The organism is Ruegeria sp. HKCCSP351, from assembly GCF_017872535.1.
Taxonomy (GTDB): Bacteria; Pseudomonadota; Alphaproteobacteria; order Rhodobacterales; family Rhodobacteraceae; genus Ruegeria.
On record NZ_JAEDOV010000005.1, the window covers coordinates 63,968 to 87,194 of the forward strand.

Consider the following 23,227-nt stretch of genomic DNA (forward strand, 5'->3'; position numbering starts at 1 on the left):
AGGCCAGCCGGGGTCGGGTCAGCTGCCGAGCTCTGCTTCGATCAGCTTTTTGAAGTCCGCGTAGGACTGATTGTCAACTTTCTTGCCGTTCACGATGAAGGACGGGGTTGCCTGAATTCCATCGCGTTCAGCGTTTTCTTGATACCACGCGGCCAATGTCCGTGCTTTGGTGCCATCCTGCAAACAGGCCTCAAGCTGGTCGCCATCGATACCTGCCAGACGACCGATCTTGCGCAGTTCATCGACGATCTCGGTCGGGCCACCTGCGCGCGTCCATTCTGCCTGACCTTCATAGATCAGATCGGTGATGCCAAAGAATTTCTCGGGACCGGCGCAGCGCGCCACCATTGACGCCCACAGACCGTAGCGATCAAAATAGACCTCACGATAGGTGAACTTGACCTTACCGGTATCAATGAAATCCTTCTTGAGCTGTTTATATGCACTCATGTGAAAATTCGCGCAATGCGGGCAGGTGTAGGACGCGTATTCGATGATTTCGACAGGCGCGTCCTCGGCCCCCTGAACCATGTCAATGATGGTGGATGTATCCAGGTCCGCCTCTTGCGCCTCGGCGGCACTGACCAGCGGGAAACTTGTGTTAGAGTTTGACAGCGACACCCAATAGCCGCCAGCGGCCACGGCGACGGCTGCACAGATTACGGTTGCAATACGGCTCATTCTCAGCCCTTTCTCAGCGTTTCTGTTTGGATAAAACGTTGCGCCCAAGACGTTCAAGGGCCGCGCGCAAATCTTCATCATTTACACTGCGTGACACTTTGTCTGCCTCGGCTGCAATTTCAGGTGCAATCTCGGGTTTTGCTTGCTTCGGTCTATGGTCAAAACTGGCCTGCCCTTCGGCAAAACCGGTTGGAGCGGTTTGAGTAATGCGGACACGGCTAATCGCATTGTAACCGTAAACCGCGTTCACTTTACCACGCAGCTGTTCCTTCTGCATTTCCAGCATCGGGGCCTGCGGGCCTGTGGTCAGAACGGTCAGGGTCGCGCCGAAACCACCTTTGCCATAGCCGACACTGACTGGGCGTGCGATAGCGGCGGTATCCTGACCCACGATCTCGGCCCAATGGGTCAACAGACGTGACACAGCAAAGCCCCGGCTTTCCCCGGCGCGCCTGATCTGGTCATTCAGCAAAGACGCGGTGCGCTTGAACCCGCGGGTTGACGAACGTCTGCGTTGCATCTGGTTTCCAACTCCTGCGCCGCTATTGTAATAGGCAGAACACCGGGTGCCAGCGAAACCTGACAGGGAGGCGAATAAAACTTGCGTGATTCCTTTGATTTCACTGTCAGCGCTGCACTTCTGGAGTGGTATGACCGCAACGCTCGCGCCATGCCATGGCGCACAGGACCGGCAGAGCGCGCCGCCGGGGTGCGCCCCGACCCCTATCGGGTCTGGTTATCCGAAGTGATGTTGCAACAGACGACTGTAGCAGCGGTGCGGGATTTCTTTCTGCGCTTCGTGACACGTTGGCCGACGGTTCAGGCGCTGGCCGCCGCGCCGGATGAGCAGGTCATGGGGGAATGGGCCGGCCTTGGTTATTACGCGCGTGCGCGCAACCTCTTGAAGTGCGCCCGCGTTGTGACGCGGGATCACAATGGTCAGTTCCCCGATACTTATGATGGGCTGCTGAAGTTACCCGGCATCGGCCCTTATACAGCTGCGGCGATCTCGGCCATCGCCTTCGATCAGCCTGAAACGGTTCTGGACGGCAATGTCGAACGCGTCATGGCCCGATTTTACGACATCCACGCGCCGCTGCCCGGCTCGAAACCCCTGCTGAAGGAAAAAGCCTCAGTGCTGACACCTTCTAATCGGCCCGGTGATTACGCACAGGCGGTCATGGATCTGGGGGCCACGATTTGTACACCAAAATCTCCGGCATGTGGCATTTGCCCGCTGCGCGAACCATGCAAAGCGCGGATTGCAGGAACACAGGCTGATCTTCCCCGAAAAACACCGAAGAAGCCCAAACCGACCCGTCACGGTCACGTTTACATCGCGCGCATGTCAGATGGGGCCATGCTGCTGGAGCGCCGACCGGACAAAGGTTTGCTGGGCGGGATGCTGGGCTGGCCCGGATCGGAGTGGGCTGACGATCCGGTCGAGCACCCCCCGCTTGCGGCAGATTGGAAAATGGTGCCGGGCGAGGTGCGCCACACCTTTACGCATTTTCATCTGATTTTAAGAATATGGGCCGCAGAAACCACCGGTCAGGATGTTCCTGATCATCTGATTACAGTGGGAAAGCACAATTTCAAACCCAGCGATCTGCCCACGGTGATGCGCAAAGCCTATGATCTGTGGAAAGGACAATAAGACCGCTGTGCATTCCCTGGCCTCGCGGCTAGGCTGTCTCCATCTAGTAGGAGCAACAGAGATGACCGCAACAGTCTCGTTGGCACGCTGGCAATCAGCATCACCCTTCTGGGTGTCCCTGCTGTTGATCCCGCTGATCTGGTTCACTGCTTTCGCGGGTGGATGGTGGGTTTTGCTGATCCCGATCTCGACCTGGTGGGTCTTTGCCGCGCTGGACCGGATCACCGGACTCAACGTGGAAAATGCGGACCCCGAGACGCCGGACGGCGATCTGCAACGGTACATCCTGCTGACCAAGCTTTGGGCACCCCTTCAGTTCCTTACCCTGTTTGGCCTGATCTGGTACGCGAGCCACGGCAGCCAGCTTTCGACGCCTGAGAAAATCGGCCTATTCTTTGGCATGGGTGTTATCTCGGGTACGGTCGGTATCAATTACAGCCACGAGCTGATGCATCAGAAAAGCCATTGGGAACGCTGGCTGGGCGATATCCTTCTTGCCATGGTACTTTATTCTCATTTCCGATCCGAGCATCTGCTGGTCCATCACCGTTATGTGGGAACGCCGCGCGATCCGGTGACGGCGCGATACAACGAAGGGTTTCACCGCTTTTACCCTAGGGTGTTGCGGCAAAGTTTGATCTCGGCCTTCAACGCCGAACGCGGAAAACTGGCCCCCAAGGACCTCCCCTGGACCGACCGCTCCAACCCGTTCTGGCGGTACTGGGCGTTGCAAGGGGGGATGCTGGCACTGGCGGCGCTGGTCGGAGGATGGTCAGGTCTGGCCCTGTTTCTGTTGCAGGCCGGGGTCGCGATCTGGCAGCTGGAACTGGTCAACTACGTGGAACATTACGGCCTGACCCGGAAGCATCTGGGGGACGGGCGGTATGAGCACGTCCTGCCCAGACATTCCTGGAATGCCTCGCAGAAAGCTTCAAACTGGTTGTTGATCAATCTGCAACGCCATTCGGATCACCACTACAAGCCAAACCGCCGGTTTCCGCTGCTTCAACACCACACGCCCGAAACGGCACCGCAACTGCCCTATGGCTATCCTGTCATGACTGTGGCTGCGATGATCCCACCGCTGTGGCGGCGGGTCATGAACCCACGGGTCCGGGAATGGCGGCGCCAGTACTACCCCGAGATCACCGATTGGCACGCCTATAACAAGGCCCTGAACCCGGTACCTGATGCGTAACCAATGCGCCGCCCGGCGCATCAGGCTCGGCGCTTTGGGTGCTGTTACGGTAGGACATACCGTCTTCAGCCTTTCATCACCCAGATATCCATCGGTGTATCTACACCGCGCACGGATTGATCGGTAAGCTCTGTAAAGCCAGTCATGGCGACAGACGCAGACTGGTTCTCCTCTGCGATCCGCGCGCGCACGGCATCGCTGACCACGATACGCGCCTGCAAATCACGCGTCAGCGCCTCAAGCTTGGCCGCGACGTTGACGGCATTCCCGATGACAGCAAATTCAAGCCGGTTCGCGCCAATGTCGCCCAGCACGACCGAGCCATAGTGCACCCCGATCCCGACGCGGATTTCAGGCTCTCCCGCCCGGCGGCGGTCCAGATTCCATCGATCAATCACGCTGACCATCGCGCGTGCACATCCCAGCGCGTTGCTTGCGTCCAGCGGCGTAGGCACCGGGGTGCCAAAGGTTGCCATCAGGCCATCCCCCAGATACTTGTCCAGGGTTCCGTGGTGGCGAAAAACCTCGGTTTCCATGCGGGCGTGAAAGCCCCGCAGCACTTCGATCACGTCATAAGGATCGCGCCCGGCGGCGTATTTCGTAAACCCGACGATGTCGATGAACAGAACGGCCACATTCTCTTTTCGGACCTGTTTCAGCGGCTCGTCATTCTGGCTCAGCTCCTCTACCACGTTGGGCGAAAAATAGCGTGACAGGTTGGCCCGTTCCCGTTCCAGCCCTGCATTGCTCATCAATAGCCGGTTCAGCCGCTGCATCGAAAGGCCCAAAGTCACGGCCACCATCATGAACACGATCACCTGCTGGATGCGCTGAGGCGCCATGAAACTGTTCGGATCCAGAAGCTCGGCAACATCCGGGTAGCCTTGCAAGGCGGCTGCAACTTTTTCGCTGATCCCGGGAATAGGCGTTGCGACCCACCAGGCAACGATCCACCCGATCGACCACATCATCGCCGTCCAGGACCCGATGGCGATCACGGTCCGCCAGGAATAAGCCAATGTGCCCGCGGCCAGAATGATGAAGAAGTACTGAAAGTTGTCGAACCGGTATTGCATGGCCAATGGCCTGACATCATCGCTGAAGGGATTGGGTACGATCATCCCGAGCGTCATGATCAGCAGGTCGACGAAAATCAAAAACAACTCGCCCCGCGATTGCCCGACACGACCTGCACGGCGGATCAACCACCCGTTGGCGCAGATCAGCAGCAGAATGAAATGATACCAAAGCACCTCCCATTGCGGGTTCAGAAAAATGAGCAGCACCGCAGTCAGCGCCATCGCCACCCATCGCGCACGCACAGCCAGTTCCAGACCCTCGCGCTTGTGCCGTTCCAACGCAGCCTCGGTATATTTGTTGTCCAGATCAAACGCATCGGGCTGGGTGAAAAACAGGCTTCGGCGGGGCTGTGCGGTCGTCTCGGTCATGGCCGTGGTCTTTCTTGCGGAGGCTTGGCAGCCTTATGCAATCACTGTTGAAGGCAAAACAAAAGACCCCGCCGGTTGATCGGCGGGGCAAGGCATAGTGCCATGTGTCAGGCCACAGGCACCGGCGGTGTTCGTGAATTCAGTTGTGCATCTCTGCGCGGATCTGTTGCCGCAAGATGTCAATCGGCACGGTCTTGCCGTCCCGTTTGAAGCACCAGTATGTCCAGCCGTTGCAGGACGGGGCATTTTCCAGATGCGCGCCAACCTGATGAATCGACCCTTTGACATTGTCGCCCACCAGCGTTCCATCTGCACGCACCTTCGCCTTGTGGCGCTGGTTCATGGAATAAAGCTCTTCACCCGGGCGCAACATCCCGCGTTCAACCAGCTGACCGAATGGCACACGTGGCTCGGCACGTTTGCTTGCGCTGACTTCCAGAGCTTCGCGGTCGAATTTGCGGACCTTGGCGATGCGTTTCTCAGCCACCTTGCGATAGCTTTCCTCTCGCTCGATACCAATGAATTCGCGCCCCAACATCTTGGCGACGGCCCCGGTGGTGCCGGTGCCAAAGAACGGGTCCAACACCACATCGCCGGGGTTGGTCGAGCCGACCAGCACGCGGTGCAAAAGCGATTCCGGTTTTTGCGTCGGATGCGCCTTGTCACCGTTTTCGTCCTTCAGGCGCTCATGCCCGGTGCAGATCGGCAGCACCCAGTCGCTGCGCATCTGCACACCTTCGTTCAGAGCCTTCAGCGCCTCATAGTTGAAGGTGTATTTCGCGCCTTCGCGCTTGGACGCCCAGATCATCGTTTCATGCGCATTGGTGAACCGCTTGCCGCGGAAATTCGGCATCGGGTTCGACTTACGCCACACGACGTCGTTCAGGATCCAGTATCCGGCGTCCTGCAGCGCTGACCCCACGCGGAAAATATTGTGATAAGACCCGATCACCCAGATTGCACCATTGGGTTTCAGCAGACGATGCGCCGCCTTCAGCCATTCGCGCGTAAACTGGTCATACGCACCAAAACTTGCGAACTGATCCCAGTGATCATCCACCGCATCGACCTGCGAATTATCCGGGCGATGCAACTGACCTTTCAATTGCAAGTTATACGGCGGGTCCGCAAAAATCAGATCCACTGACGCCTCGGGCAGACTGTTCATCACATCGATGCAGTCCCCGGATAGAATCGTGTTTAAAGGGAGCGCTTTTGCGCCCTTTTTGGTGGTTGTTGTCATATCACTGCCTCAAGTGTCCACGGCGCTTTTGCGCTCATTTGGTTGAGACAAGGATGAGTCAAAGTCGATTCGCCGTCAAATTCTTTTTTGAATCAGCGACTTACGATTTACTCTTGATACAAGATATTGTGCACCGGTTTGAACGAACGCCTATGGTGTGGGGTCACGCCAAGATTTCGCAGCGCTTCCTTGTGTTGTTTTGACGGATAGCCCGCGTTGGTTTCCCACCCATAACCCGGATGCTGTTGCGCTAAATCCACCATCACCTGATCGCGCCAGTTTTTCGCCAGGATTGAAGCAGCCGCGATCGACACCGATCGTGCATCGCCCTTCACAACGGCCTGTGATTGGATTCTCAGACCCTGTGGAATCAGGTTGCCATCGATCAGCAGGAAATCAGGTGCCGGGGTCAACACCTCCACCGCGCGCATCATCGCCAAGTGCGACGCCCTCAGAATATTGATCTCATCAATTTCGGCGACAGAGGCTTCGGCCACCGCGAATTCAGCAGTGTCCCGAATCTCAGCGTCCAACGCGGCCCGGCGTTTTGCGGTCAGCTTTTTCGAGTCATTCAACCCGTCAGGAAAGTGCTTCGGGTTCAGAATCACGGCGGCGGCTACAACCGGCCCGGCCAAAGGGCCGCGCCCGACCTCATCCACACCGGCGATACGGATATGGCCCATGTCCAGCAGCGCCTGCTCAAGTTCGAAGTTTGGCATTGTCATGCCCTTGGAAAACCGCGTTTCGCGCAGCACCGCAAGAAGAAAAGAGAGGGCGGCCCACACCACCCTCTCTCTCACGGCACTTCTTTGGCACCGTTCCTGCTCAACCCGAACTACTGATAAACGACGCGGTATCCCTTCTGGCGCAGGCATGCAGGTTCATAGGCCTGCCTGACCTTTTTGCCATTCCAGAAACCGACCTTGCACTCTTGCGGCAGGCTATTGGCATGTTTGTAATGTTTCTCGAGGCATTTCGGCCCAAGCAGCGGATGATCCTGCGAATACCCATCATAGGTGCGCAGGCAGCGCTGGGGCAGATCGTAACGCGCCACATGCGGCGGTAACGGGCGCACCGGCTGCGCCACATATGGTGTATGGGTATAGGTCTGTTGACGCGTCGCCCGATCCTTTTTCTTTTCCTTGTTATAGTAATGAACGCCGGCACCGATGATCGCAATGGCCGCCAGCCCCCCAAGAATGTCCTTTGCGTCGGCCGCCTTCGCCTGAGAAGCTGACACACCGGTAATCGCAACTGCGGCCGCAATGATTAAAGCGATGAATTTCTTATGCATGATGCCTGTCCTTTCGGATGTTCGTGCGACCGCATGACGGACCGCGTGCTGATTGCCCTGAAAGTGGGGGCACCTGCCCCAGACAAGCAATAACGGCCCGGTGTTATCGGATATCAGGTGCCGCAAACCCCTTGGGTTATTGAATATCGCGACAACTCATGCGCAGGATGCGGCCTATGAAACAGATCCTCTCTTCTCTGACCTTTGCGGCCCTGTTATCGCTTGGTTCTGCTGCGACAGCGGCAGATTGTTACGCGGACTACAAAGCCAAGAAGGACAACCCGCTGCGTTTGCATTACGGCGTCATGCAGGTCACAAACTGCGACAAGGGGCAGGCCCGGGCAGAAATCGCCCAGCGCCTGAACGCATCAGGTTGGACCTTGCTTGAAGTGCAGTCCGTTTTCGGACCCGAAGGGTTGGATCAGAGGAAAGGCAATGCCGGACAATTCTATCTCCGTTTCTGAAGCACGCCGGTCGGGTGTCCGGCTGGTTGTGCTGGGCATCGCGGCCATTGTCGTCATTCTGATCACCGCTGCCGTTTTCCTGTTCTGGACCTTGCCGGACGCAAATGCGTTCAACGCACGTGTCGAGCGGTTGTTTGTCGAGGCCGATCTGACGTCACAGACCGAGATTCGTCTGCTTGAAATTCTGGCCCAGTCTGGCACCGCCTTTGCCGACACCCTGTCCAGTTATCGGATGGTGATTTATGTGCTGCTGGTTTTTGCCAGCGCGATGATGATCTCGGCGTTGGTCTTTCTGGTGATGCTGGTCTTGTTGAACCGGCGCATGGCACAGATCGAACGTACCGGCATTCAAGTAACGTCGCTGCTGATCAGTCGCGAAGAAAACACTGTCTACCTTAACAACATGGATTTCAAGCTGACACCTGCCGCCATGGAAACCCTGTCGATTCTGGCGGAATCCCGGTTGGATGACGAGGTATTGTCCGGCGCTCAGATCGAGGCCATGATTTCCGGTCGCGATGCCGCCGATTGTGACGAAGCCGCTGGCGCAACACGGATCAAACGGTTGCGCGACGCGCTTGGCAACCAGATGGTCAGCGAATTGCTGGTCAAGAATATTGCCAAGAAGGGGTATATGCTGTCGATCGAGAAAGACGTCATTCAAATGGTCTGACGTTTTGACGCGTCGCTCGCGCCCGGTAAAATCCCGTTGCGGCCTCTTGGAATGTCAGGTGGAAAGCCCCATTCTAAACAAACCCCAGGCAGAGGAGGTCGCTTATGAACGTCCACGCCGCGCCGCAGATGAATGGATATGGAATCTCGGTTGAGCCGCTGGATGGCAGGATTGCCATTTTCCGGAACGACGTTCTTCTGGCTGAAAGCACAAACGCAAAGGTGATGTATGAAACGCGTTTGCCGCCAACGATTTACGTTCCCCGCGCAGATGTCTGTGTGGATCTGAGCGAAGAAACAGACCTGCAAACATTCTGCCCGTTCAAAGGCACCGCCACTTACCACGACATCAATCTGGCGTCTGAAAGCCTGGCCAATTCTGTCTGGGCCTATGAAGAAGCGCTGCCCGAAAGCGCTGCCATTCAAGGCTGTATCGGGTTTGTGTCCGGCGCCTACACCCGTATTGATCTGGGCGACAATCGCCTGCGCGAGCCGGACGACGGCAATATCAGCGGACCATTGATCGACTGGCTGATGCGCGGTGCTTCGGCCGCGACCACGCCCGAAAGCTTTACCAAGGCATTGGCCGCAAAGATGCTGGAGCACGGCATCGCCATCCAGCGGCTGAGCATTCTGGCCTGGTCCTTGCATCCCCTGATCGCGGGCAAACACTATATCTGGGAAAAGGGTCAGGACGAGATACTGACCCGCGCCCCGACCTACGAAATCTATGATCACCCGGCTTTCATCAACAGCCCGTTGCGCCATGTCTCGAACGGTTTGGGCGGTGTACGGCAAAGACTGAACGACGAAAATCCGCAAAACAGCTTCCCAATCATGGAGGAGTTACGGGCCAAAGGTGCCACCGACTATGTCGCGATGCCGTTGCCCTTCTCTGACGGGCGAACGAACGTTCTGACCCTGACATGTGACCATCCCAACGGGTTCACCACCGAGAATCTGGGCCTAGTGTTCGAATGCTCCTCGGTGATCGCCCGCTTTTACGAAGTGTTCATGCAACGCGAGAATGCGCAGGTTTTGCTGGAAACATATGTTGGAAAACGCTCTGGCGCACGCGTATTGGGGGGCGAGATCCGGCGCGGTGACGGGGATGAAATCGACGCTGCAATCATGTTCTGTGACCTCCGCAACTCGACAAGCCTAGAAGAGAAACTGGGGCGGGGCGCTTATATCAGTGTTTTGAATGAGTTCTTTGAAACCGTCTCGGGTATCGTTCACGAAAACGAAGGCGAAGTTCTGAAATTTATTGGTGACGCTGTTTTGGCAGTTTTCCCGGCAACCGATGAAAACGCCAGCGCGGCCCGGGCTAACGCCCAGCGCTCGGCAATCAAAATCGTCGAAACGTTAGGAGAGTTGCGCAAAGCAGGTACCGACATACATTGCGACTGTTCGATTGGCGTGGCTTATGGGCGTGTCACATATGGCAATGTGGGCTCTCGTGAACGTCTTGATTTTACGGTTATTGGACAAGCAGCTAACATTGCTGCGCGCTTGGGCGAATATGGGAAAACCGAAGGGCATCGCATAGTCGTTTCCGAAGATATCGAGCCTGCCTGTTCTAACGCTATACCGTTAGGCGCGGTCAACCTGCACAACGTGTCTCGACCCGTTGTATGCTACGCTTTGCACACCACAGCCGACGAGATTTTGAACAGTTAACTTTTGCTTTATGCAGGTCGAACGAGAGACGTCGGATACTAGATTGCGACTCAGGTTTTTGCCCCGCGTCTTCTGATCACACAGCCCCAAGCAAGATCAAAGCGGTCTGCGCTGGCGATATCGTACTCTGAAGGCCCGCGATTTGACTTCTGGCCAGATAGGCGTCGGTCAGGTTCTCCACCGCCTTCTGGTCCGAAAACTGTGCCAAATCATCCGATCCGGTAAGGCGGAAAAGCCGACTTTTAAATTCGTCCAATTGTTTGTCGATATCCAGTTGGGCGAATGACTGCGGCAGCCCAAGCGCCGTTTCCATCATTTTGCGCAGTGGTGGCAATCCCATAAGATCGAACCATTTCGTGTCTGTACTGTTTCCACTTTTCGCCAGGTCAGACAGCTCGCGCTGGGCATAAAGCGAGATGCGCATCGTTTCATCCGACTGCCCGACCCCAATCTCAAACCGCGCAGACAGATTGGCCTGAGCTATCTTTTCCATATTGGTAACCAGCACCGTTTTTCGAACAGCCCCTGGCCCAAACCCGAAAGCATCTGAAAATTCCCGGTACCGTTTATCCGCCAAACGATTGGACAAAGCGTCATCCGCCCGTGTTCCATCCTCCAGGATTTTCCGGATAAAGAACCGGTTATCCACATCCCCTTCCAGCCCAAAGGCACCCAAAGCGACCTGCAACAATCTGCGGTCCGAAACCAACTGTTCGGCGGTCTTCACTTTCCCGATGTTGTCCAGGAAATACCTTGTCTCCCTCTCATTCACTGCCGAAGACGAGAAACTTTGAAACTGACCTTGATAAGTACGTTGCAGAAACCGCCAGCCGACGATTCCGCCAGTCGGAATGACAGGTTGAAAGCTCATTGCTGATAGGCCATCAACCGTTCTTCGCGCGGAAGAAGCGAGCGAAGTGATTTGAGGCATTTATAATATTGCTCGGCCACCAACGCATCTGTCACCTCGGACAATACAAGGCGGCTGTCTGTATCTGTAAAAACCTGGCTCAGCTCTTCGACGCTGCGCAACAGATGTTGACGTGCCCGAGCCGGATCCATGTCTCCGGACAGAACAAGCTGTGCGGCATAGCAGACACGGCGCACCGGAGTATTTACTTCATCCGGGTGTATCGCATCGCGCAGCCGCAGGAAATTGGCCTGCGGCGTCATGATCGAAATCCGGCCACGGCGGTCGCCGTTTTCAATCACAACACCATTGATCAGCACCCTTTCCTTCGGGGCGAGTTTCAAAACCAGCCCGCTCATCAGGTTGCCCTCATCTGGCGCAATCCGCGCAAAATCGTCATGTTTATTTCAAGCAATGGTTCGATGGACGCGCCATCCGCCAAAATGCGGCTGCTGTGCAGTTCCGTAAACTCGGCAAGGAAAAAGATCCTGGCGCGAATATCGTTTGGCAACGCGTTTGCCGAATCCGCGACACCCGTCGCCAACACGCCCCATAACCGGCGGTTTTCGTGCACGGCCTGAACAAACGCCGAGAAATCCGTTGCCTTGCGCGCTGTAGCCGCCTTGAGACGCCGTGTAATCCTGGAAATTGCCTCATATTCAGTGTCACGGGGCGTTCGCGTCGGCGCGGCGGCTTGCGCATAGGTGTATTGAGCGAGGGTTTGCGGGGTCACTTGAAATCCTTCCAAAAAGCCGTCGTCAGGTGGTCACGACCGGGGCGCAAAAACCGCGCCCCGGACCGCGTTGAGTATTAGCGGAACAGCGACAGGATCGACTGCGGTGCCTGGTTGGCGATCGAAAGCGATTGTGTTGCCAGCTGCTGCTGCACTTGCAGAGCCTGCAAACGCGCCGAGGTTTCTTCCATGTCAGCGTCGACCAGCGCGCCGATACCGGATTTGAACGAGTCAGAGAGATTCGAAATGAACTCTTTCTGGGTCTCGATCCGACCCTGTGCCGAGCCAAAGGCCGCCGAAGCATCAATCGACGTGTCGATCAGCGATTCGACAGCCGCCAACGCAGCGGTTGCCCCCGCACCCGTCGACACATCAATACCTGCCAGCGCACCCAGACCACCGGCACCCGCATTCACGAACTGAGCCGAGAACGAGATGTCAGATCCTGTGCCGTTTGTAACCGACAACGTACCCGCAGTGCCGGAGTCGTAATCGACGGTCAGACCGGTAATTCCAAGCTCTTCGATCTTCGATTTCAATCCGACAGCAACAAGGTCACCGGTCGTTGTCGCGGCAGCGTCTTCCGCGGAAACGGTATAGGACACAACCTGATCGTTAATGGCGACAACAACCTTGTCTCCCGTCGTGAAAGCGCCACTGGATTCATCGGTAACCAACGCCGTTGCGGCCGTTGCACCATTGTCAATGGTTGCCCCCACGCGGTCATTGCCGGTCGATGCGCCGGTAGAGCCATCGAAAACCTGCTTGGTGACATATCCACCGGTCGACAGGTTCTGCCCCGAGACCGAGATTGACGACGCAGTCACCGCCCCGGTGTTGTCACGATCCAGCGACGCGAGGATCGATGCAGAGCCGGCCGAGCCGTCGACAAGGTTCAGACCGTTGAACTGGGCCGCGCTGACAACCGATGCGATCTGATCCTTCAGTGCAGTCACATCGTCATTGATCTTACCGCGGTCAACGTTGTCTTCCTGCGCCGCGACGATCTTGCTTTTCATCTGTGTCAACAGGTCGGTGACTGTTTCAGACGCATTTCGCGCAACCGCAACAGTCGATTCGCCCAGCGCGAGGCTGTCTTTGATCGCGTTGAAGCCCTTGACGTCGGATTCCATCACCTTCGAGATCGCCCAAACCGCCGAGTTATCCTTGGCAGTCGCGACGTCCTTACCGGTCGAGATCGCGTTCTGGGTCATTGCCAGGTTCTTGTTGACCGACTTGAGAGTTTGCAGCGCAACCATCGCGCCATTGTTTGTCAGAATGCTGGACATTGCCTTTTCCTTTTGCCTTCGGGCCATTTTCGCCCATGTTCACCCCGCTGTATCTGCGGGCATTGGTGTCTTTCTGACTTGTGCGACGCGCCGCGTGGCTGTTCGCGCCACCTGATGTTTCCAGGTGCAGCATCACTCTTGAGCCCGATCCCCTAACGGAGTGCTAAAACGCCCGGACCAGGTGTTTCAGATTTGAATCAAACCCAGGCCTATGCGCGTTTTTCCAGCTTTGCCGTATTTCGAACGGAAAACTCACTTCGTTGCCCATCCGCGCCGTACGTGCTGAATTCCTGCCGAACCCGTCGCAGTTCAGCCATGCGGCTGGCGACGGCCCGAATCCCGTCGGCGGCACTGTTCAGCAATGCCTGATTGCGTTCGACTTTCTGCTGCACTCGAACCAATGCATCACTGTCAAGCACCTGAAGGTCGTTGATCGCGCCGATCAGTTTTTCTTTTTCCGGCACCATATGCGTCAGTCGATCCAGATCGCCCTGGATAAGCGCCGCACGCTCCAGATCCAGAACTTCTTCCAGAGATTTGATCAGTGCCATGTCGACCTCAGACGTCATCGGTTTTCTCCATCAGAGATTTCAGCAGAATTTCTGACAAACCCACCCCACCAGCGCGGGCCAGTTCGCGTGCCTGATGCTGAACAAGAAACGAAGAGAACTGGTCTTCACCGGCCCCTCCTCCAAAGGACTGGCGCGTCTTGCCCAATCCGGCCGACTTCATCATTTCGCTCAGGAATGCGGCCTCCAACTCGATGGCCGCGTCTTTCAGTCGGGTCTGGGCCAAGGGCGTTTGAGCCACCTGGGGAGTTGCTGAGACTTGCATGGTTTTCTCCGAAAATGCTTCGAACTTTCTCGATCAAAGGTGAAAGCGGTTAAAATAAACGTAACTTCCTGCGGGCAGAGTTCTGATCAATTACACGGAGCCAGAGCAAAATGCCCAACCCACTAACGCTGGCGGCCGCAGCGCCAACAGCAATTGCGAGACCCAATTCGCCCGCCAAAGAACCGGGTCGGGATGACGGGGCGAGCAGTTTCGAGGACATCCTTGAACAGGGAAACGAAACAAGTCCCGCCACTGACAGTACGCTTTTGGATGCTTCTATCGAAACCACCGACGAAACTGCCGAGATTGAGGTTGAGGCCGTTCTGCCAAACACGGATGAAGCATCTGTCGAGGCGATTTCACCTTGGGCACCAGAGTTGGCAGATAACATTTCACCGCAGGCCGAAATGGCCGGGACATATGAAACGCCTGGGGCGGATTCGGTGCGTCCCGCGCCGTTTTTTCCTGCCGCAGCGGACATCCCTGCGACAGGCGCGACAGAACCGGAACAAACCGTTGCGTCAACGGGTTTGCCCCGTCAGACCGACATTCAACCCTTTGTGGCCGGGCAACCAACCGAAGGGCAGGTTCACACCGCTTCGACCCAGGTCACGCCAGCCCCAAAACCCTCAGAGGCTTTGCCTGTGCTGAGCCAGCCAACCCGATCAAAGGACCAGACAGCCGGGTTGAAAGCCGAACCCCTCGTTGAAAGCACAAAGGTGGCGCCCGAGACAGCAGAAGTCGCTGCCAGGCCCAATCCGACAAGTCCAAACCGCGCGACACCCGTTGCACAGCTTCAACTGATCCTCAACTCAATCGAAGCGGAACAGGCGGCACCGGCACAGGAGGTTGACTCTGTGCCCATCGCCTTAGACGAACCCGTTCAGCAAGCCCCCCGCGAGGTGGCACAACACTCGGCGATGCCTTCTCCGTCCGCCCGTGCTGAAATTGCCCGTGCCATAGCTGGGCAATTGGCGGCAACGATTCAGACCCGACCGGGAACCGGTATCATGGAAATCTCGCTCAGCCCTGAAGAATTGGGGCGCGTATCCATTGTGCTGAACGGTCGGGATGACGGGCTGCAGATGACAATCGCCACCGAACGCCCGGACACGATGGAGCTTATGCGCCGCCACCTGTCCGTTCTTACGGAGGAGTTTCAGAAACTGGGCTATGAAAACCTGAACATCGATCTGGGGACTCCGTCGGATTCAGGTGCACGGGATCAGTGGGCAGATGAATTCGATGCTCAGGCCGCACCGGAATCCGAACCGGTTCAGTACGTACACCTCGCGCAAGCCGAGCCGCATCCACAAACTCTTGCCCCGGTCAGGGGCATCGATATGAGATATTGAAAGATGATCACACCCGTCACCGCCGTACAGGCTGCCACCTCTCAACAAACTGCCGGTCCGTCCCGGAGTTCTGCGATCACCTCGGATTTCGAAACGTTTCTGCTGATGCTGACCGCGCAAGCCCAGAATCAGGACCCGCTGGAGCCGATGGATTCAACCGAATACGCATCGCAACTTGCGCAGTTTTCGATGGTTGAGCAACAGGTTCAAACCAATGACCTGCTTTCCGCCCTGACCAGCACGCTTGGCAGTGTCAATCTGAACGACCTTGCAAGCTGGGTTGGAATGGACGTCCGATCTGCATCGGGGTTCCACTTCAACGGCCAGCCGGTAACCTTGTTCTCGCACGCGGACCCTGACGCGGACGCAACCAAACTGGTGATCCGTGATCATGAAGGCACAGTCGTCGACACGGTTTCTGTTCCCACAACAGCGACGGAGTTTGCTTGGGCAGGTGTGAGTTCCTCAGGCGATCCGATGGCTGCTGGCAACTACACCGCGACGCTGGAAAGCTACAAGAATGACCGGCTGATTTCCGAGAAACCGGTCGCTGCCTATAACCGCGTCGTCGAAGCGCAGGTGGGAGAGGATGCTGTTCTGCTGACCCTGCAAGGTGGTCAAGTGATTTCCGCAGATCTGGTCACTGCGGTTCGAACGGGCGCTTGATCTGTCGGGCAGGACGGGCCAAAGGTTGGCAACTCGACTCGCCAGAAGAAGTGAAAAGACCTCTGCCCGACCTGCCTGTCCCCCCTCATGATCTGGTTGAACACCTCAGCACTTTGGGGTTGGTCAACATGTATGCGCAGTTCGAAATCCTGTATGGCGGTCGGACCAACAGGGTTTGGAAAGTGCTAGGGGACAACGGCGACAAAGTGCTGAAGCTCTACAGCCCGACCTTACGCAACCCCTTGTTTCGAAATGATGCCAAGCTGGAAGCCCTCTGCCTCAAGGCGTTTGGTCCGACCGGTTTTGTGCCCAGGCTACGCGCCGCAGGGCAATACAAAGACGCGCATTGGGTGTTTTACGACCACGCACCCGGAACACCTTGGCAGAATGGCTCGGACAAAGTTGGTGAACTGCTACGCAGGCTGCATTCGCTGCCCAACACCATTCCAGCGCCTGCAGGGTGCAACGGCAGCGCGGACCTGATGGCCCATGGGAGCAGAATTCTGCAAGGGTGCAGGTCAGAAATCGGAAACGAACTGGCAAAACGGCAACCTTCGATACCCGTCCCCCCCACGACCAAGACATGTCTGATCCATGGCGACCCGGTCGCTGGAAATATTCTGGTTGCATCCCGCGGCCTGACCTTGATCGACTGGCAATGCCCAGCCCTTGGCGACCCGTGCGAAGACCTTGCGATGTTTCTGTCCCCGGCGATGCAAAGGTTGTACCGGGGCTCACCGTTGTCGGAGGCGGAAGAAGTTCAGTTTCTGTCCGCCTATCGCAGACCCGAGATTGTTGCTCGATATCAACAGCTCAAGCCATGGTATGCTTGGCGCATGGCCGCTTATTGCCTGTGGCGCGCGGAAAACGGTGCACCCGACTATTCCGAAGGGTTGAAACTGGAAATCGAAACCCTGAAACCGATTGAGTTTATCTGAGGTCGGAAAGCGCAAACAGGGCGTATGCCGGTGGCATCAATACGCGACGCCAGCGACCCAACGGAAACCGTTCAGGTGATTGCCTCATCGGGGCTGGCAAACGGGCATCCTGGCCCAAAGCCAGCCGCGCCAATGCGCGCCCGCTGTAAGTACCCATAGCGACGCCGTTGCCATGATACGCAAATCCGGCAAACATGCCTGGCTGCTTGGGTACGGCACCGACATAAGGCATCAGGCTTCGCGAAAGGCACACCATCCCCGACCAGATATGAGTCGCCTCAACCGACGCCCAGGCCCGGAACATGCGTTTGAAATCCTGTTGAACCTTTGCCCGGATCGCGGCCTCGGACCGGGGCGACGACAACAAGCCGCCTCTCATTCCGAACAAAAAGCGCCCATCCGGCATTAGGCGAAAATAGTGCAGAAGATTACGCGTGTCGTAACATATCTGGTCCGAGTTCCAGCCCTGCGCTGATAGTTCTGCCTGGCTAAGCGGGCGTGTTACCATCACCGTCGATTGCGCAGGCAAGTAGCGTCCGGACATCCAATCCGGGATGTCTTCGCTAGAATACCCGTTGGTACAAATCAGCACGACCTGTGCGTTAACCTGCCCCGCGCTTGTTTTCAGCCTGAAGCCCGACGTCGTTTTTTCAATGTTCAGAACGGGGCTGTTCTGAAAGAAATTCACACCCGAAGCTGCCGCAGCGCTGGCCAGTCCGAACAGGTATTTCCGGGGATTGAGCCCAAAGCCGACCGGCAGAGTATACCCTCCGAAGAATGCACCACCCATACCAAGCGCTGGCAAATCAGCAGCTTGGTGTAGAATGCCGGTCTCGTCCGCGTGTCGGCGCAGGACATCCATCGCATGTCGCGAATGGGCCAGTTGGGTCTCACCATTGGAATGCGTATCCGCATCTATCCGATGCCGCGCCAGGAGATCGGCAACCAGCTGGACCGCGTCCTGTTCAGCCGTCTCATAGGCCTGCGCAGCTTCGCGGCCATAGCGGCGCACCATGGACTTTTGCCCTAGCTTCGATCCGCCAAGACAGCAGAAACCGCCATTGCGACCTGATGCGCCCCACCCCGGTGGGCCTGCCTCGAGCACAGCAACCGAGGTCGCGTTTTCAGCCAGATGCAAAGCCGCTGAGACCCCTGTAAAGCCGCCACCGACGATGGCGACATCAACGTTCAGATCGCCCTGAAACTCTGGCCAGTTCGGGTTTGCAATGGTCTCGTCCCACCAGCAACCATCACGAGGACCCGCACCATAGGTGTATTCGGGAAATATCCGTTTCATTCGGTGCGCCCTGCGGCCTGCTCGTCTTGCCGTTGGCGCATCATGGCGCGCTTGGTCACAAGTGAGGCCGTAATCACCCCAACCGTCACGACCGCGATCATAATCGTCGACAGCGCGTTTATCTCGGGGCTGACGCCCAGCCGAACGGCCGAAAAGATCTTGATCGGCAGGGTCGTCGCCGACGGGCCCGATGTGAACGAGGCAATAACCAGATCATCCAGCGACAATGTGAAAGCCAGCAGCCAGCCCGAGATCACCGCAGGCGCGATGATCGGCAGGGTGACCAGACCAAAGGCCTGCGCTGGTGAACAGCCCAGATCTAAAGCGGCCTCTTCCAGCGATTTGTCGAATGTCACAAGCCGTGACGAGACAACAACCGACACGAAACACATCGAAAAGGTCGTGTGGGCCAGAACGATGGTCAGGATACCCCGGTCTAGCCCGATCCCGATAAACAGCAACAGCAGGGACAGCCCGGTGATCACCTCGGGCATCACAAGCGGCGCATAGATCATGCCGGAAAACAGTGTCCGGCCAAAGAACCGCTTGCCCCGGACAAGCACATAAGCGGCCGCAGTCCCCAGAATGGTTGCCAGTGTCGAAGAAAACACCGCAACCCGGATCGTGACCCATGCGGCATCCAGAAATGCCTCGTTCTGAACCAGTTCGCCATACCATTTGGTCGAAAACCCGGCCCAGACCGTGACCAGCTTACTTTCGTTAAAACTGAAGATGATCAGGATGATCATCGGAATATACAGGAACGCAAAACCCAGCGTCAGCGATACCGTATTGAACCAGCTCAATCTGTTCATCCGTCAGCCTCCGCCTGTTTCTGCTGGTTGCGCTGGAACAGCACGATGGGAACGACCAGAATAAGCAACAGAACGATCGCGACAGCACTTGCCACGGGCCAGTCTCGGTTCGAGAAAAATTCTTCCCACAGAACCTTGCCGATCATCAGCGTGCCGGACCCACCCAGTAGTGACGGGATCACAAACTCGCCGATCACGGGGATCATCACCAGAAAACAACCTGCGATGATGCCCGGTTTGGACAGTGGAACGGTGACCAGCCAGAAGGCTTGTGCCCTCGAGCAACCCAAATCCTCGGCCGCCTCGATCAGCGAACCATCCATGCGTTCCAATGACGAATAAATCGGCAGGATCATGAACGGGAGATAGGTGTAAACAATACCGATATAGACAGCGGTCGAGGTGTTCAGGATCGTCAAAGGCGTCGAAATGATACCCGTCCACAGAAGCAGTTGGTTAAGGTATCCCTCATTCGACAGAATGCCCATCCACGCATAGACCCGGATCAGGAATGACGTCCAGAAAGGCAGGATCACCAGCATCATCAGTGTTGGGCGCCATTCCTCGGGCGCGCGGGCCATACCGTAGGCGATGGGGTAGCCAACCAGCAAAGTCAGGAAGGTAGAGATCAAAGCGATCTTGACGCTGGACAGGTACGCTTTCCAGTACAGGTCGTCCTCGGTCAGCCAGACGAAGTTTTCAAGATCAAGTTGGCTGAAGAACTCTTTGATCCCCGCCCAACCAGCTGAAAAATCCAGTGTCGGTGTATAAGGCGGGATCGCAAGCGCGGTGTCCGACAGCGAAATCTTCAGAACAATGAAGAACGGCACCATGAACAGCGCCAGCAGCCAGACATAAGGTATGGCGATCAGAACGGCGCGGCGCATCAGTCGGCCAGCAGAACCGCAGCCGTGGCCGTCCAGGACAGCCAGACCGGGTCTTCCCAGGTGAACGAACGGCGCGAGATTCGGCGGGTGTTGGCCGTCTGCGCCTTGATGATTGTGCCGTTTGCAAGTTCAACGTGATAAGTGGACAGATTGCCCAGATAGGCTATGTCGTGAACCTTGCCCTGCACGGCGTTGACCGCATCGGCGGGCCGTTCGGCAGAGATCGTCACTTTCTCGGGGCGGATCGCCAGATGACACAACTGACCGTTTTCAAAGTTTTTTGCTGACCCGGCGGTCAGCGGCGCTTGTCCTTCGGCCCAGTCTACCTGATAGGTATCCTCTCCGACAGATGTCGCGCGCCCTTCAATGATGTTCACGTCCCCGATGAAATCAGCGACATAGACCGAGGCAGGATTCTCATAAATCCGGTCCGGAGTGGCAACCTGCATAAGCTGGCCCTGATCCATCACCGCCACACGGCTGGCGACTGTCATGGCCTCTTCCTGGTCGTGCGTAACGATCACGAACGTGGTGCCGGTTTTTTCCTGAATATCCATCAGTTCGAATTGGGTGTCCTGGCGCAATTTCTTGTCCAGCGCGCCCAGCGGTTCATCCAGCAGCAAAAGCTTGGGTGCCTTGGCAAGCGAGCGCGCCAGCGCCACACGCTGTCTCTGCCCGCCTGAAATCTGATGCGGTTTGCGGCGGGCGAACTTTTCCAGCCGGGTCAGGCGCAGCATTTCTTCGACCCGGTCTTCCAGATCGTGTTTGGGCATTCTGTCCCGGCGCAGGCCAAAGGCGATGTTTTCCCAGACGCTGAGATGCGGAAAAAGGGCATAGGACTGGAACATCATGTTTACGGCCCGCTTGTTGGGCGGGATCGGGTCGATATCCTTCCCCCCAAGCAGGATTTGGCCTTCGGTCGGTGTTTCGAACCCGGCCAGCATCCGCATCATCGTCGTTTTGCCACATCCCGACGGACCAAGCAGGGCAAAGAACTCTCGCTCGAAAATATCCAGAGACAGGTTGTCGATGGCAGTAAATTCACCAAAACGCTTGGTCACGTTTCGGAACTGGATCAAGGGTTTCGCCTGCGGGTCGTCCCATGGCGCAAAGACGTCAGAATTCACTACGGCCCTCGTTCGAATAGCTGGAAAGAGAGGCAAGGCGGCGGCGCCGCCCTGCCGGTGCAATTCGGATCAGGTGCCCGATTTGACCTTGGTCCACAGACGCGTCACGACCCGCTGCGTTTTCGCCGGATAAGGTGTCGTGATGTACAGGTTTTGCATCGTGGCATCATCCGGGTAGATGGCCGGATCGCCGATCACGTCCTCTTCCAGAAATTCCTGAGACGCTTTGTTGCCGTTGGCGTAATACACATAGTTCGATGCCGCCGCCATGTTGTTGGCGTCCAGAATGAAGTTAAGGAACGTGTGCGCGCCTTCGGGATTTGGAGCATCGACAGGAATTGCCATCTGGTCGAACCACATCAGCGACCCTTCGGCGAAGGGGTGGTATTCGATCTCCACTCCATTATCTGCTTCAGCGGCGCGGTCGCGTGCCTGAAGGATGTCACCCGACCAGCCAACGGCAACGCAGATGTCGCCATTTGCCAACGCATTGATATATTCCGAGCTGTGGAATTTCTGGATATGCGGGCGGACTGCTGTCAGAACCGCTTCGGTCTTGCCGATAACGTCCGTGTCGTGGCTGTCGGGGTTTTCACCAAGGTATTGCAGCACCATGGGAATGATCTCGGCCGGGGCATCCAGGAAATGCACACCGCAAGTGGCCAGCTTTTCCATGTTCTCGGGCTTCAAGACCAGATCCATGCTGTTCAGAGCAACGTCGTCGCCCAGAACCTCTTTGACCTTACCGACATTCACGCCGATCCCGGTTGTTCCCCACATGTAGTTGATCGAATACGCGTTGTCCGGGTCATAACCGGCAGTTCGTTCTTCGATCACATCCCAAAGGTTTCCGGCGTTCGAAAGCTTGCTTTGGTCCAGCTGCTGAAACGCACCAGCTTGGATCTGGCGCTGAAGGAATGTACCTGACGGCACCACCACATCATAGCCCGAGCCACCGGCCAGCATCTTGGTTTCCAGAACCTCGTTGCTGTCGAACACGTCATAGATCAGGGTCAGACCTGTTTCTGCTTCGAACTTGCTCAGCAGTTCTTCGTCGATGTAGTCGGACCAGTTGTAAACACGCACCTCTTCGGCGAATGCCGCCGAAGTCCCCAATGCGACGACCGCTGTCATGGTCAGCGTTTTGATTGTCATATTCTTCTCCCTGCAAGTGTACGGGTATTTTCCCGTTTTTTTGGATTTGATCAAGTTTTGCGTTTTCCCTCGATCCAGCGTATGGTTTCACGTGGCCTGTCACCTGACAAGTCAGGCTTAGTCGAAATGGGAAGAACCAATTGGATTTGATCAAAAATAAGGCATCTGCGTCGACATTCGACAAAGGGAAACAGCCCGCACATGAGCAGGTTTATCAAACGCTCAGATCACAGATCCTGTTCGGTGAACTGGTCCCAGGTCAGCCCGTCACAATCCAGGGTCTGACTGATTCGCTGGGTGTTGGCATGACTCCGGTCCGCGAAGCGATTCGCCGGTTGATCTCGGATGGAGGGTTGGTTTTCCAGGGCAATCGGCGCGTCAGTGTACCGCTGCTGAACTCCAACGATATCGAAGAGATGATCTTCGCCAGAATTTCAATAGAATCAGAGCTTTCAAGACGTGCAACCGCCAACCTGAAAACACAGGACATTGATCAACTGGAACGTTTGGACAGGCATTTGGATCGCATGATCGCAGATGGCGATGTCGGTGGCTATCTGCGTTTGAACCAGGCTTTTCACGAAACGCTGTATTCTTTTGCAAACGCGCCGATCCTCAGTGACCTGGCCGAAAGACTGTGGTTGCGGTTTGGCCCTTCTTTGCGTGTTGTCTGCGGGCGCTTCGGCACTCAGAGCCTTCCGGATCGCCACAAGGACATTATTGCTGCTTTGCGTGTCGGTGACGCTGAAATGACCGCAAAGGCAACCGCTCAGGACATCGAACAAGGTATGGACCTGATGGCAGAAGCATTGACTTCCGTCTGATTCAGCCTGATTCGATTGACAGGAAAAAATTTGATCATATTGTGATCCGCAACTGCGTTC

The 23,227-nt window shown here is 56.6% G+C and carries 27 protein-coding genes; 10 read left to right on the top strand and 17 right to left on the bottom strand.

Annotated elements, in window-relative coordinates; genetic code table 11:
• Positions 1-18: 18 nt before the first annotated feature.
• Complete coding sequence (locus tag I9182_RS11700) at positions 19-681, bottom strand: DsbA family protein (protein WP_209504996.1); 663 nt, start codon at positions 679-681, stop codon at positions 19-21.
• 13 nt (positions 682-694) lie between these two features.
• The gene (locus tag I9182_RS11705) at positions 695-1,201 is read right to left on the bottom strand and encodes a DciA family protein (protein WP_209504997.1); all 507 of its coding nucleotides are present in this window, start codon (positions 1,199-1,201) and stop codon (positions 695-697) included.
• Between the two features lie 81 nt (positions 1,202-1,282).
• Here I9182_RS11705 and mutY point away from each other — a divergent pair, with 81 nt between their 5' ends.
• Both mutY and I9182_RS11715 read left to right on the top strand, forming a co-directional pair.
• Positions 1,283-2,338 (top strand): A/G-specific adenine glycosylase, encoded by a 1,056-nt coding sequence (gene mutY, locus I9182_RS11710; protein WP_209598363.1) that lies wholly within the window; start codon positions 1,283-1,285, stop codon positions 2,336-2,338.
• 61 nt (positions 2,339-2,399) lie between these two features.
• A complete protein-coding gene (locus tag I9182_RS11715; protein ID WP_209598364.1) occupies positions 2,400-3,536 on the top strand; it encodes an alkane 1-monooxygenase in 1,137 nt (378 codons plus the stop codon).
• Positions 3,537-3,601: 65 nt separating this feature from the next.
• Here the strand turns inward: I9182_RS11715 and I9182_RS11720 are convergent, their stop codons facing one another.
• The 4 genes from I9182_RS11720 to I9182_RS11735 form a co-directional block, all read right to left on the bottom strand.
• Positions 3,602-4,984: an adenylate/guanylate cyclase domain-containing protein gene (locus I9182_RS11720; RefSeq protein WP_209598365.1), complete on the bottom strand. Its 1,383-nt coding sequence runs from the start codon at positions 4,982-4,984 to the stop codon at positions 3,602-3,604.
• Positions 4,985-5,123: 139 nt separating this feature from the next.
• The gene (locus tag I9182_RS11725) at positions 5,124-6,227 is read right to left on the bottom strand and encodes a site-specific DNA-methyltransferase (RefSeq protein ID WP_209505001.1); all 1,104 of its coding nucleotides are present in this window, start codon (positions 6,225-6,227) and stop codon (positions 5,124-5,126) included.
• A gap of 107 nt (positions 6,228-6,334) precedes the next feature.
• Positions 6,335-6,952: a ribonuclease HII gene (locus tag I9182_RS11730; RefSeq protein ID WP_209505268.1), complete on the bottom strand. Its 618-nt coding sequence runs from the start codon at positions 6,950-6,952 to the stop codon at positions 6,335-6,337.
• 110 nt (positions 6,953-7,062) lie between these two features.
• Positions 7,063-7,521 (bottom strand): hypothetical protein, encoded by a 459-nt coding sequence (locus I9182_RS11735; RefSeq protein WP_209505002.1) that lies wholly within the window; start codon positions 7,519-7,521, stop codon positions 7,063-7,065.
• Between the two features lie 176 nt (positions 7,522-7,697).
• Here I9182_RS11735 and I9182_RS11740 point away from each other — a divergent pair, with 176 nt between their 5' ends.
• From I9182_RS11740 to I9182_RS11750, 3 genes are all read left to right on the top strand, one after another.
• Positions 7,698-7,985 (top strand): hypothetical protein, encoded by a 288-nt coding sequence (locus I9182_RS11740; RefSeq protein ID WP_209505003.1) that lies wholly within the window; start codon positions 7,698-7,700, stop codon positions 7,983-7,985.
• Positions 7,957-8,658 (top strand): helix-turn-helix domain-containing protein, encoded by a 702-nt coding sequence (locus I9182_RS11745; protein ID WP_209598366.1) that lies wholly within the window; start codon positions 7,957-7,959, stop codon positions 8,656-8,658. Before I9182_RS11740 ends, I9182_RS11745 begins: the two co-directional genes overlap by 29 nt.
• Positions 8,659-8,762: 104 nt before the next feature.
• Positions 8,763-10,337: a DUF427 domain-containing protein gene (locus tag I9182_RS11750; RefSeq protein WP_209598367.1), complete on the top strand. Its 1,575-nt coding sequence runs from the start codon at positions 8,763-8,765 to the stop codon at positions 10,335-10,337.
• 76 nt (positions 10,338-10,413) lie between these two features.
• Here I9182_RS11750 and I9182_RS11755 read toward each other — a convergent pair whose 3' ends face one another.
• The 4 genes from I9182_RS11755 to I9182_RS11770 form a co-directional block, all read right to left on the bottom strand.
• Complete coding sequence (locus tag I9182_RS11755) at positions 10,414-11,208, bottom strand: DUF1217 domain-containing protein (protein ID WP_209598368.1); 795 nt, start codon at positions 11,206-11,208, stop codon at positions 10,414-10,416.
• The gene (flbT, locus tag I9182_RS11760; RefSeq protein WP_209598369.1) at positions 11,205-11,606 is read right to left on the bottom strand and encodes a flagellar biosynthesis repressor FlbT; all 402 of its coding nucleotides are present in this window, start codon (positions 11,604-11,606) and stop codon (positions 11,205-11,207) included. The genes I9182_RS11755 and flbT overlap by 4 nt, the downstream gene beginning before the upstream one ends.
• Positions 11,606-11,980, bottom strand: coding sequence for a flagellar biosynthesis regulator FlaF (flaF, locus tag I9182_RS11765; RefSeq protein WP_209598370.1), 375 nt, complete (start codon positions 11,978-11,980; stop codon positions 11,606-11,608). The genes flbT and flaF overlap by 1 nt, the downstream gene beginning before the upstream one ends.
• 77 nt (positions 11,981-12,057) lie before the next feature.
• Complete coding sequence (locus I9182_RS11770) at positions 12,058-13,269, bottom strand: flagellin (protein ID WP_209598371.1); 1,212 nt, start codon at positions 13,267-13,269, stop codon at positions 12,058-12,060.
• On the opposite strand from I9182_RS11770, the gene I9182_RS20545 reads away from it, so the two are divergent.
• On the top strand, positions 13,259-13,384 hold the full coding sequence (locus tag I9182_RS20545; RefSeq protein ID WP_280922673.1) for a hypothetical protein: 126 nt from the start codon (positions 13,259-13,261) through the stop codon (positions 13,382-13,384). The genes I9182_RS11770 and I9182_RS20545 overlap by 11 nt on opposite strands.
• Before the next feature lie 94 nt (positions 13,385-13,478).
• Here the strand turns inward: I9182_RS20545 and I9182_RS11775 are convergent, their stop codons facing one another.
• Complete coding sequence (locus tag I9182_RS11775; RefSeq protein WP_209598372.1) at positions 13,479-13,838, bottom strand: flagellar biosynthesis protein FlgN; 360 nt, start codon at positions 13,836-13,838, stop codon at positions 13,479-13,481.
• On the bottom strand, positions 13,828-14,103 hold the full coding sequence (locus I9182_RS11780; protein ID WP_209598373.1) for a rod-binding protein: 276 nt from the start codon (positions 14,101-14,103) through the stop codon (positions 13,828-13,830). The genes I9182_RS11775 and I9182_RS11780 overlap by 11 nt, the downstream gene beginning before the upstream one ends.
• Positions 14,104-14,213: 110 nt before the next feature.
• Here I9182_RS11780 and I9182_RS11785 point away from each other — a divergent pair, with 110 nt between their 5' ends.
• The 3 genes from I9182_RS11785 to I9182_RS11795 are packed head-to-tail and all read left to right on the top strand — an operon-like array spanning position 14,214 to position 17,062.
• Entirely contained in the window at positions 14,214-15,458 is a 1,245-nt protein-coding gene (locus I9182_RS11785; RefSeq protein ID WP_209598374.1) for a flagellar hook-length control protein FliK, read from the top strand.
• 3 nt (positions 15,459-15,461) lie between these two features.
• The gene (locus I9182_RS11790) at positions 15,462-16,124 is read left to right on the top strand and encodes a flagellar hook capping FlgD N-terminal domain-containing protein (protein WP_209598375.1); all 663 of its coding nucleotides are present in this window, start codon (positions 15,462-15,464) and stop codon (positions 16,122-16,124) included.
• Positions 16,125-16,174: 50 nt separating this feature from the next.
• Positions 16,175-17,062, top strand: coding sequence for an aminoglycoside phosphotransferase family protein (locus I9182_RS11795; protein ID WP_348540400.1), 888 nt, complete (start codon positions 16,175-16,177; stop codon positions 17,060-17,062).
• On the opposite strand, the gene I9182_RS11800 is transcribed toward I9182_RS11795, so the two are convergent.
• The 5 genes from I9182_RS11800 to I9182_RS11820 all read right to left on the bottom strand — a co-directional run bounded on the left by I9182_RS11800 (position 17,055) and on the right by I9182_RS11820 (position 22,343).
• Positions 17,055-18,359 (bottom strand): FAD-binding oxidoreductase, encoded by a 1,305-nt coding sequence (locus I9182_RS11800; RefSeq protein ID WP_209505014.1) that lies wholly within the window; start codon positions 18,357-18,359, stop codon positions 17,055-17,057. The genes I9182_RS11795 and I9182_RS11800 overlap by 8 nt on opposite strands.
• On the bottom strand, positions 18,356-19,174 hold the full coding sequence (locus tag I9182_RS11805) for an ABC transporter permease (RefSeq protein ID WP_209505015.1): 819 nt from the start codon (positions 19,172-19,174) through the stop codon (positions 18,356-18,358). The genes I9182_RS11800 and I9182_RS11805 overlap by 4 nt, the downstream gene beginning before the upstream one ends.
• Entirely contained in the window at positions 19,171-20,061 is an 891-nt protein-coding gene (locus tag I9182_RS11810) for an ABC transporter permease subunit (protein ID WP_209505016.1), read from the bottom strand. Before I9182_RS11810 ends, I9182_RS11805 begins: the two co-directional genes overlap by 4 nt.
• Complete coding sequence (locus I9182_RS11815) at positions 20,061-21,188, bottom strand: ABC transporter ATP-binding protein (protein WP_209505017.1); 1,128 nt, start codon at positions 21,186-21,188, stop codon at positions 20,061-20,063. The genes I9182_RS11810 and I9182_RS11815 overlap by 1 nt, the downstream gene beginning before the upstream one ends.
• A gap of 69 nt (positions 21,189-21,257) precedes the next feature.
• Positions 21,258-22,343 (bottom strand): polyamine ABC transporter substrate-binding protein, encoded by a 1,086-nt coding sequence (locus I9182_RS11820; RefSeq protein ID WP_209505018.1) that lies wholly within the window; start codon positions 22,341-22,343, stop codon positions 21,258-21,260.
• Positions 22,344-22,483: 140 nt separating this feature from the next.
• On the opposite strand from I9182_RS11820, the gene I9182_RS11825 reads away from it, so the two are divergent.
• Positions 22,484-23,167 (top strand): GntR family transcriptional regulator, encoded by a 684-nt coding sequence (locus I9182_RS11825; protein ID WP_209505019.1) that lies wholly within the window; start codon positions 22,484-22,486, stop codon positions 23,165-23,167.
• The last annotated feature ends 60 nt before the right edge of the window (positions 23,168-23,227 follow it).

Bases quoted from the DNA above. Each gene is read 5' to 3' on its own strand.
- I9182_RS11700 (WP_209504996.1), bottom strand. From the start codon at position 681: ATGAGCCGTATTGCAACCGTAATCTGTGCAGCCGTCGCCGTGGCCGCT.
- I9182_RS11705 (WP_209504997.1), bottom strand. From the start codon at position 1,201: ATGCAACGCAGACGTTCGTCAACCCGCGGGTTCAAGCGCACCGCGTCT.
- I9182_RS11715 (WP_209598364.1), top strand. From the start codon at position 2,400: ATGACCGCAACAGTCTCGTTGGCACGCTGGCAATCAGCATCACCCTTC.
- I9182_RS11720 (WP_209598365.1), bottom strand. From the start codon at position 4,984: ATGACCGAGACGACCGCACAGCCCCGCCGAAGCCTGTTTTTCACCCAG.
- I9182_RS11725 (WP_209505001.1), bottom strand. From the start codon at position 6,227: ATGACAACAACCACCAAAAAGGGCGCAAAAGCGCTCCCTTTAAACACG.
- I9182_RS11730 (WP_209505268.1), bottom strand. From the start codon at position 6,952: ATGACAATGCCAAACTTCGAACTTGAGCAGGCGCTGCTGGACATGGGC.
- I9182_RS11735 (WP_209505002.1), bottom strand. From the start codon at position 7,521: ATGCATAAGAAATTCATCGCTTTAATCATTGCGGCCGCAGTTGCGATT.
- I9182_RS11740 (WP_209505003.1), top strand. From the start codon at position 7,698: ATGAAACAGATCCTCTCTTCTCTGACCTTTGCGGCCCTGTTATCGCTT.
- I9182_RS11745 (WP_209598366.1), top strand. From the start codon at position 7,957: ATGCCGGACAATTCTATCTCCGTTTCTGAAGCACGCCGGTCGGGTGTC.
- I9182_RS11750 (WP_209598367.1), top strand. From the start codon at position 8,763: ATGAACGTCCACGCCGCGCCGCAGATGAATGGATATGGAATCTCGGTT.
- I9182_RS11755 (WP_209598368.1), bottom strand. From the start codon at position 11,208: ATGAGCTTTCAACCTGTCATTCCGACTGGCGGAATCGTCGGCTGGCGG.
- flbT (WP_209598369.1), bottom strand. From the start codon at position 11,606: ATGAGCGGGCTGGTTTTGAAACTCGCCCCGAAGGAAAGGGTGCTGATC.
- I9182_RS20545 (WP_280922673.1), top strand. From the start codon at position 13,259: ATGCTGGACATTGCCTTTTCCTTTTGCCTTCGGGCCATTTTCGCCCAT.
- I9182_RS11770 (WP_209598371.1), bottom strand. From the start codon at position 13,269: ATGTCCAGCATTCTGACAAACAATGGCGCGATGGTTGCGCTGCAAACT.
- I9182_RS11775 (WP_209598372.1), bottom strand. From the start codon at position 13,838: ATGACGTCTGAGGTCGACATGGCACTGATCAAATCTCTGGAAGAAGTT.
- I9182_RS11780 (WP_209598373.1), bottom strand. From the start codon at position 14,103: ATGCAAGTCTCAGCAACTCCCCAGGTGGCTCAAACGCCCTTGGCCCAG.
- I9182_RS11785 (WP_209598374.1), top strand. From the start codon at position 14,214: ATGCCCAACCCACTAACGCTGGCGGCCGCAGCGCCAACAGCAATTGCG.
- I9182_RS11790 (WP_209598375.1), top strand. From the start codon at position 15,462: ATGATCACACCCGTCACCGCCGTACAGGCTGCCACCTCTCAACAAACT.
- I9182_RS11800 (WP_209505014.1), bottom strand. From the start codon at position 18,359: ATGAAACGGATATTTCCCGAATACACCTATGGTGCGGGTCCTCGTGAT.
- I9182_RS11805 (WP_209505015.1), bottom strand. From the start codon at position 19,174: ATGAACAGATTGAGCTGGTTCAATACGGTATCGCTGACGCTGGGTTTT.
- I9182_RS11810 (WP_209505016.1), bottom strand. From the start codon at position 20,061: ATGCGCCGCGCCGTTCTGATCGCCATACCTTATGTCTGGCTGCTGGCG.
- I9182_RS11820 (WP_209505018.1), bottom strand. From the start codon at position 22,343: ATGACAATCAAAACGCTGACCATGACAGCGGTCGTCGCATTGGGGACT.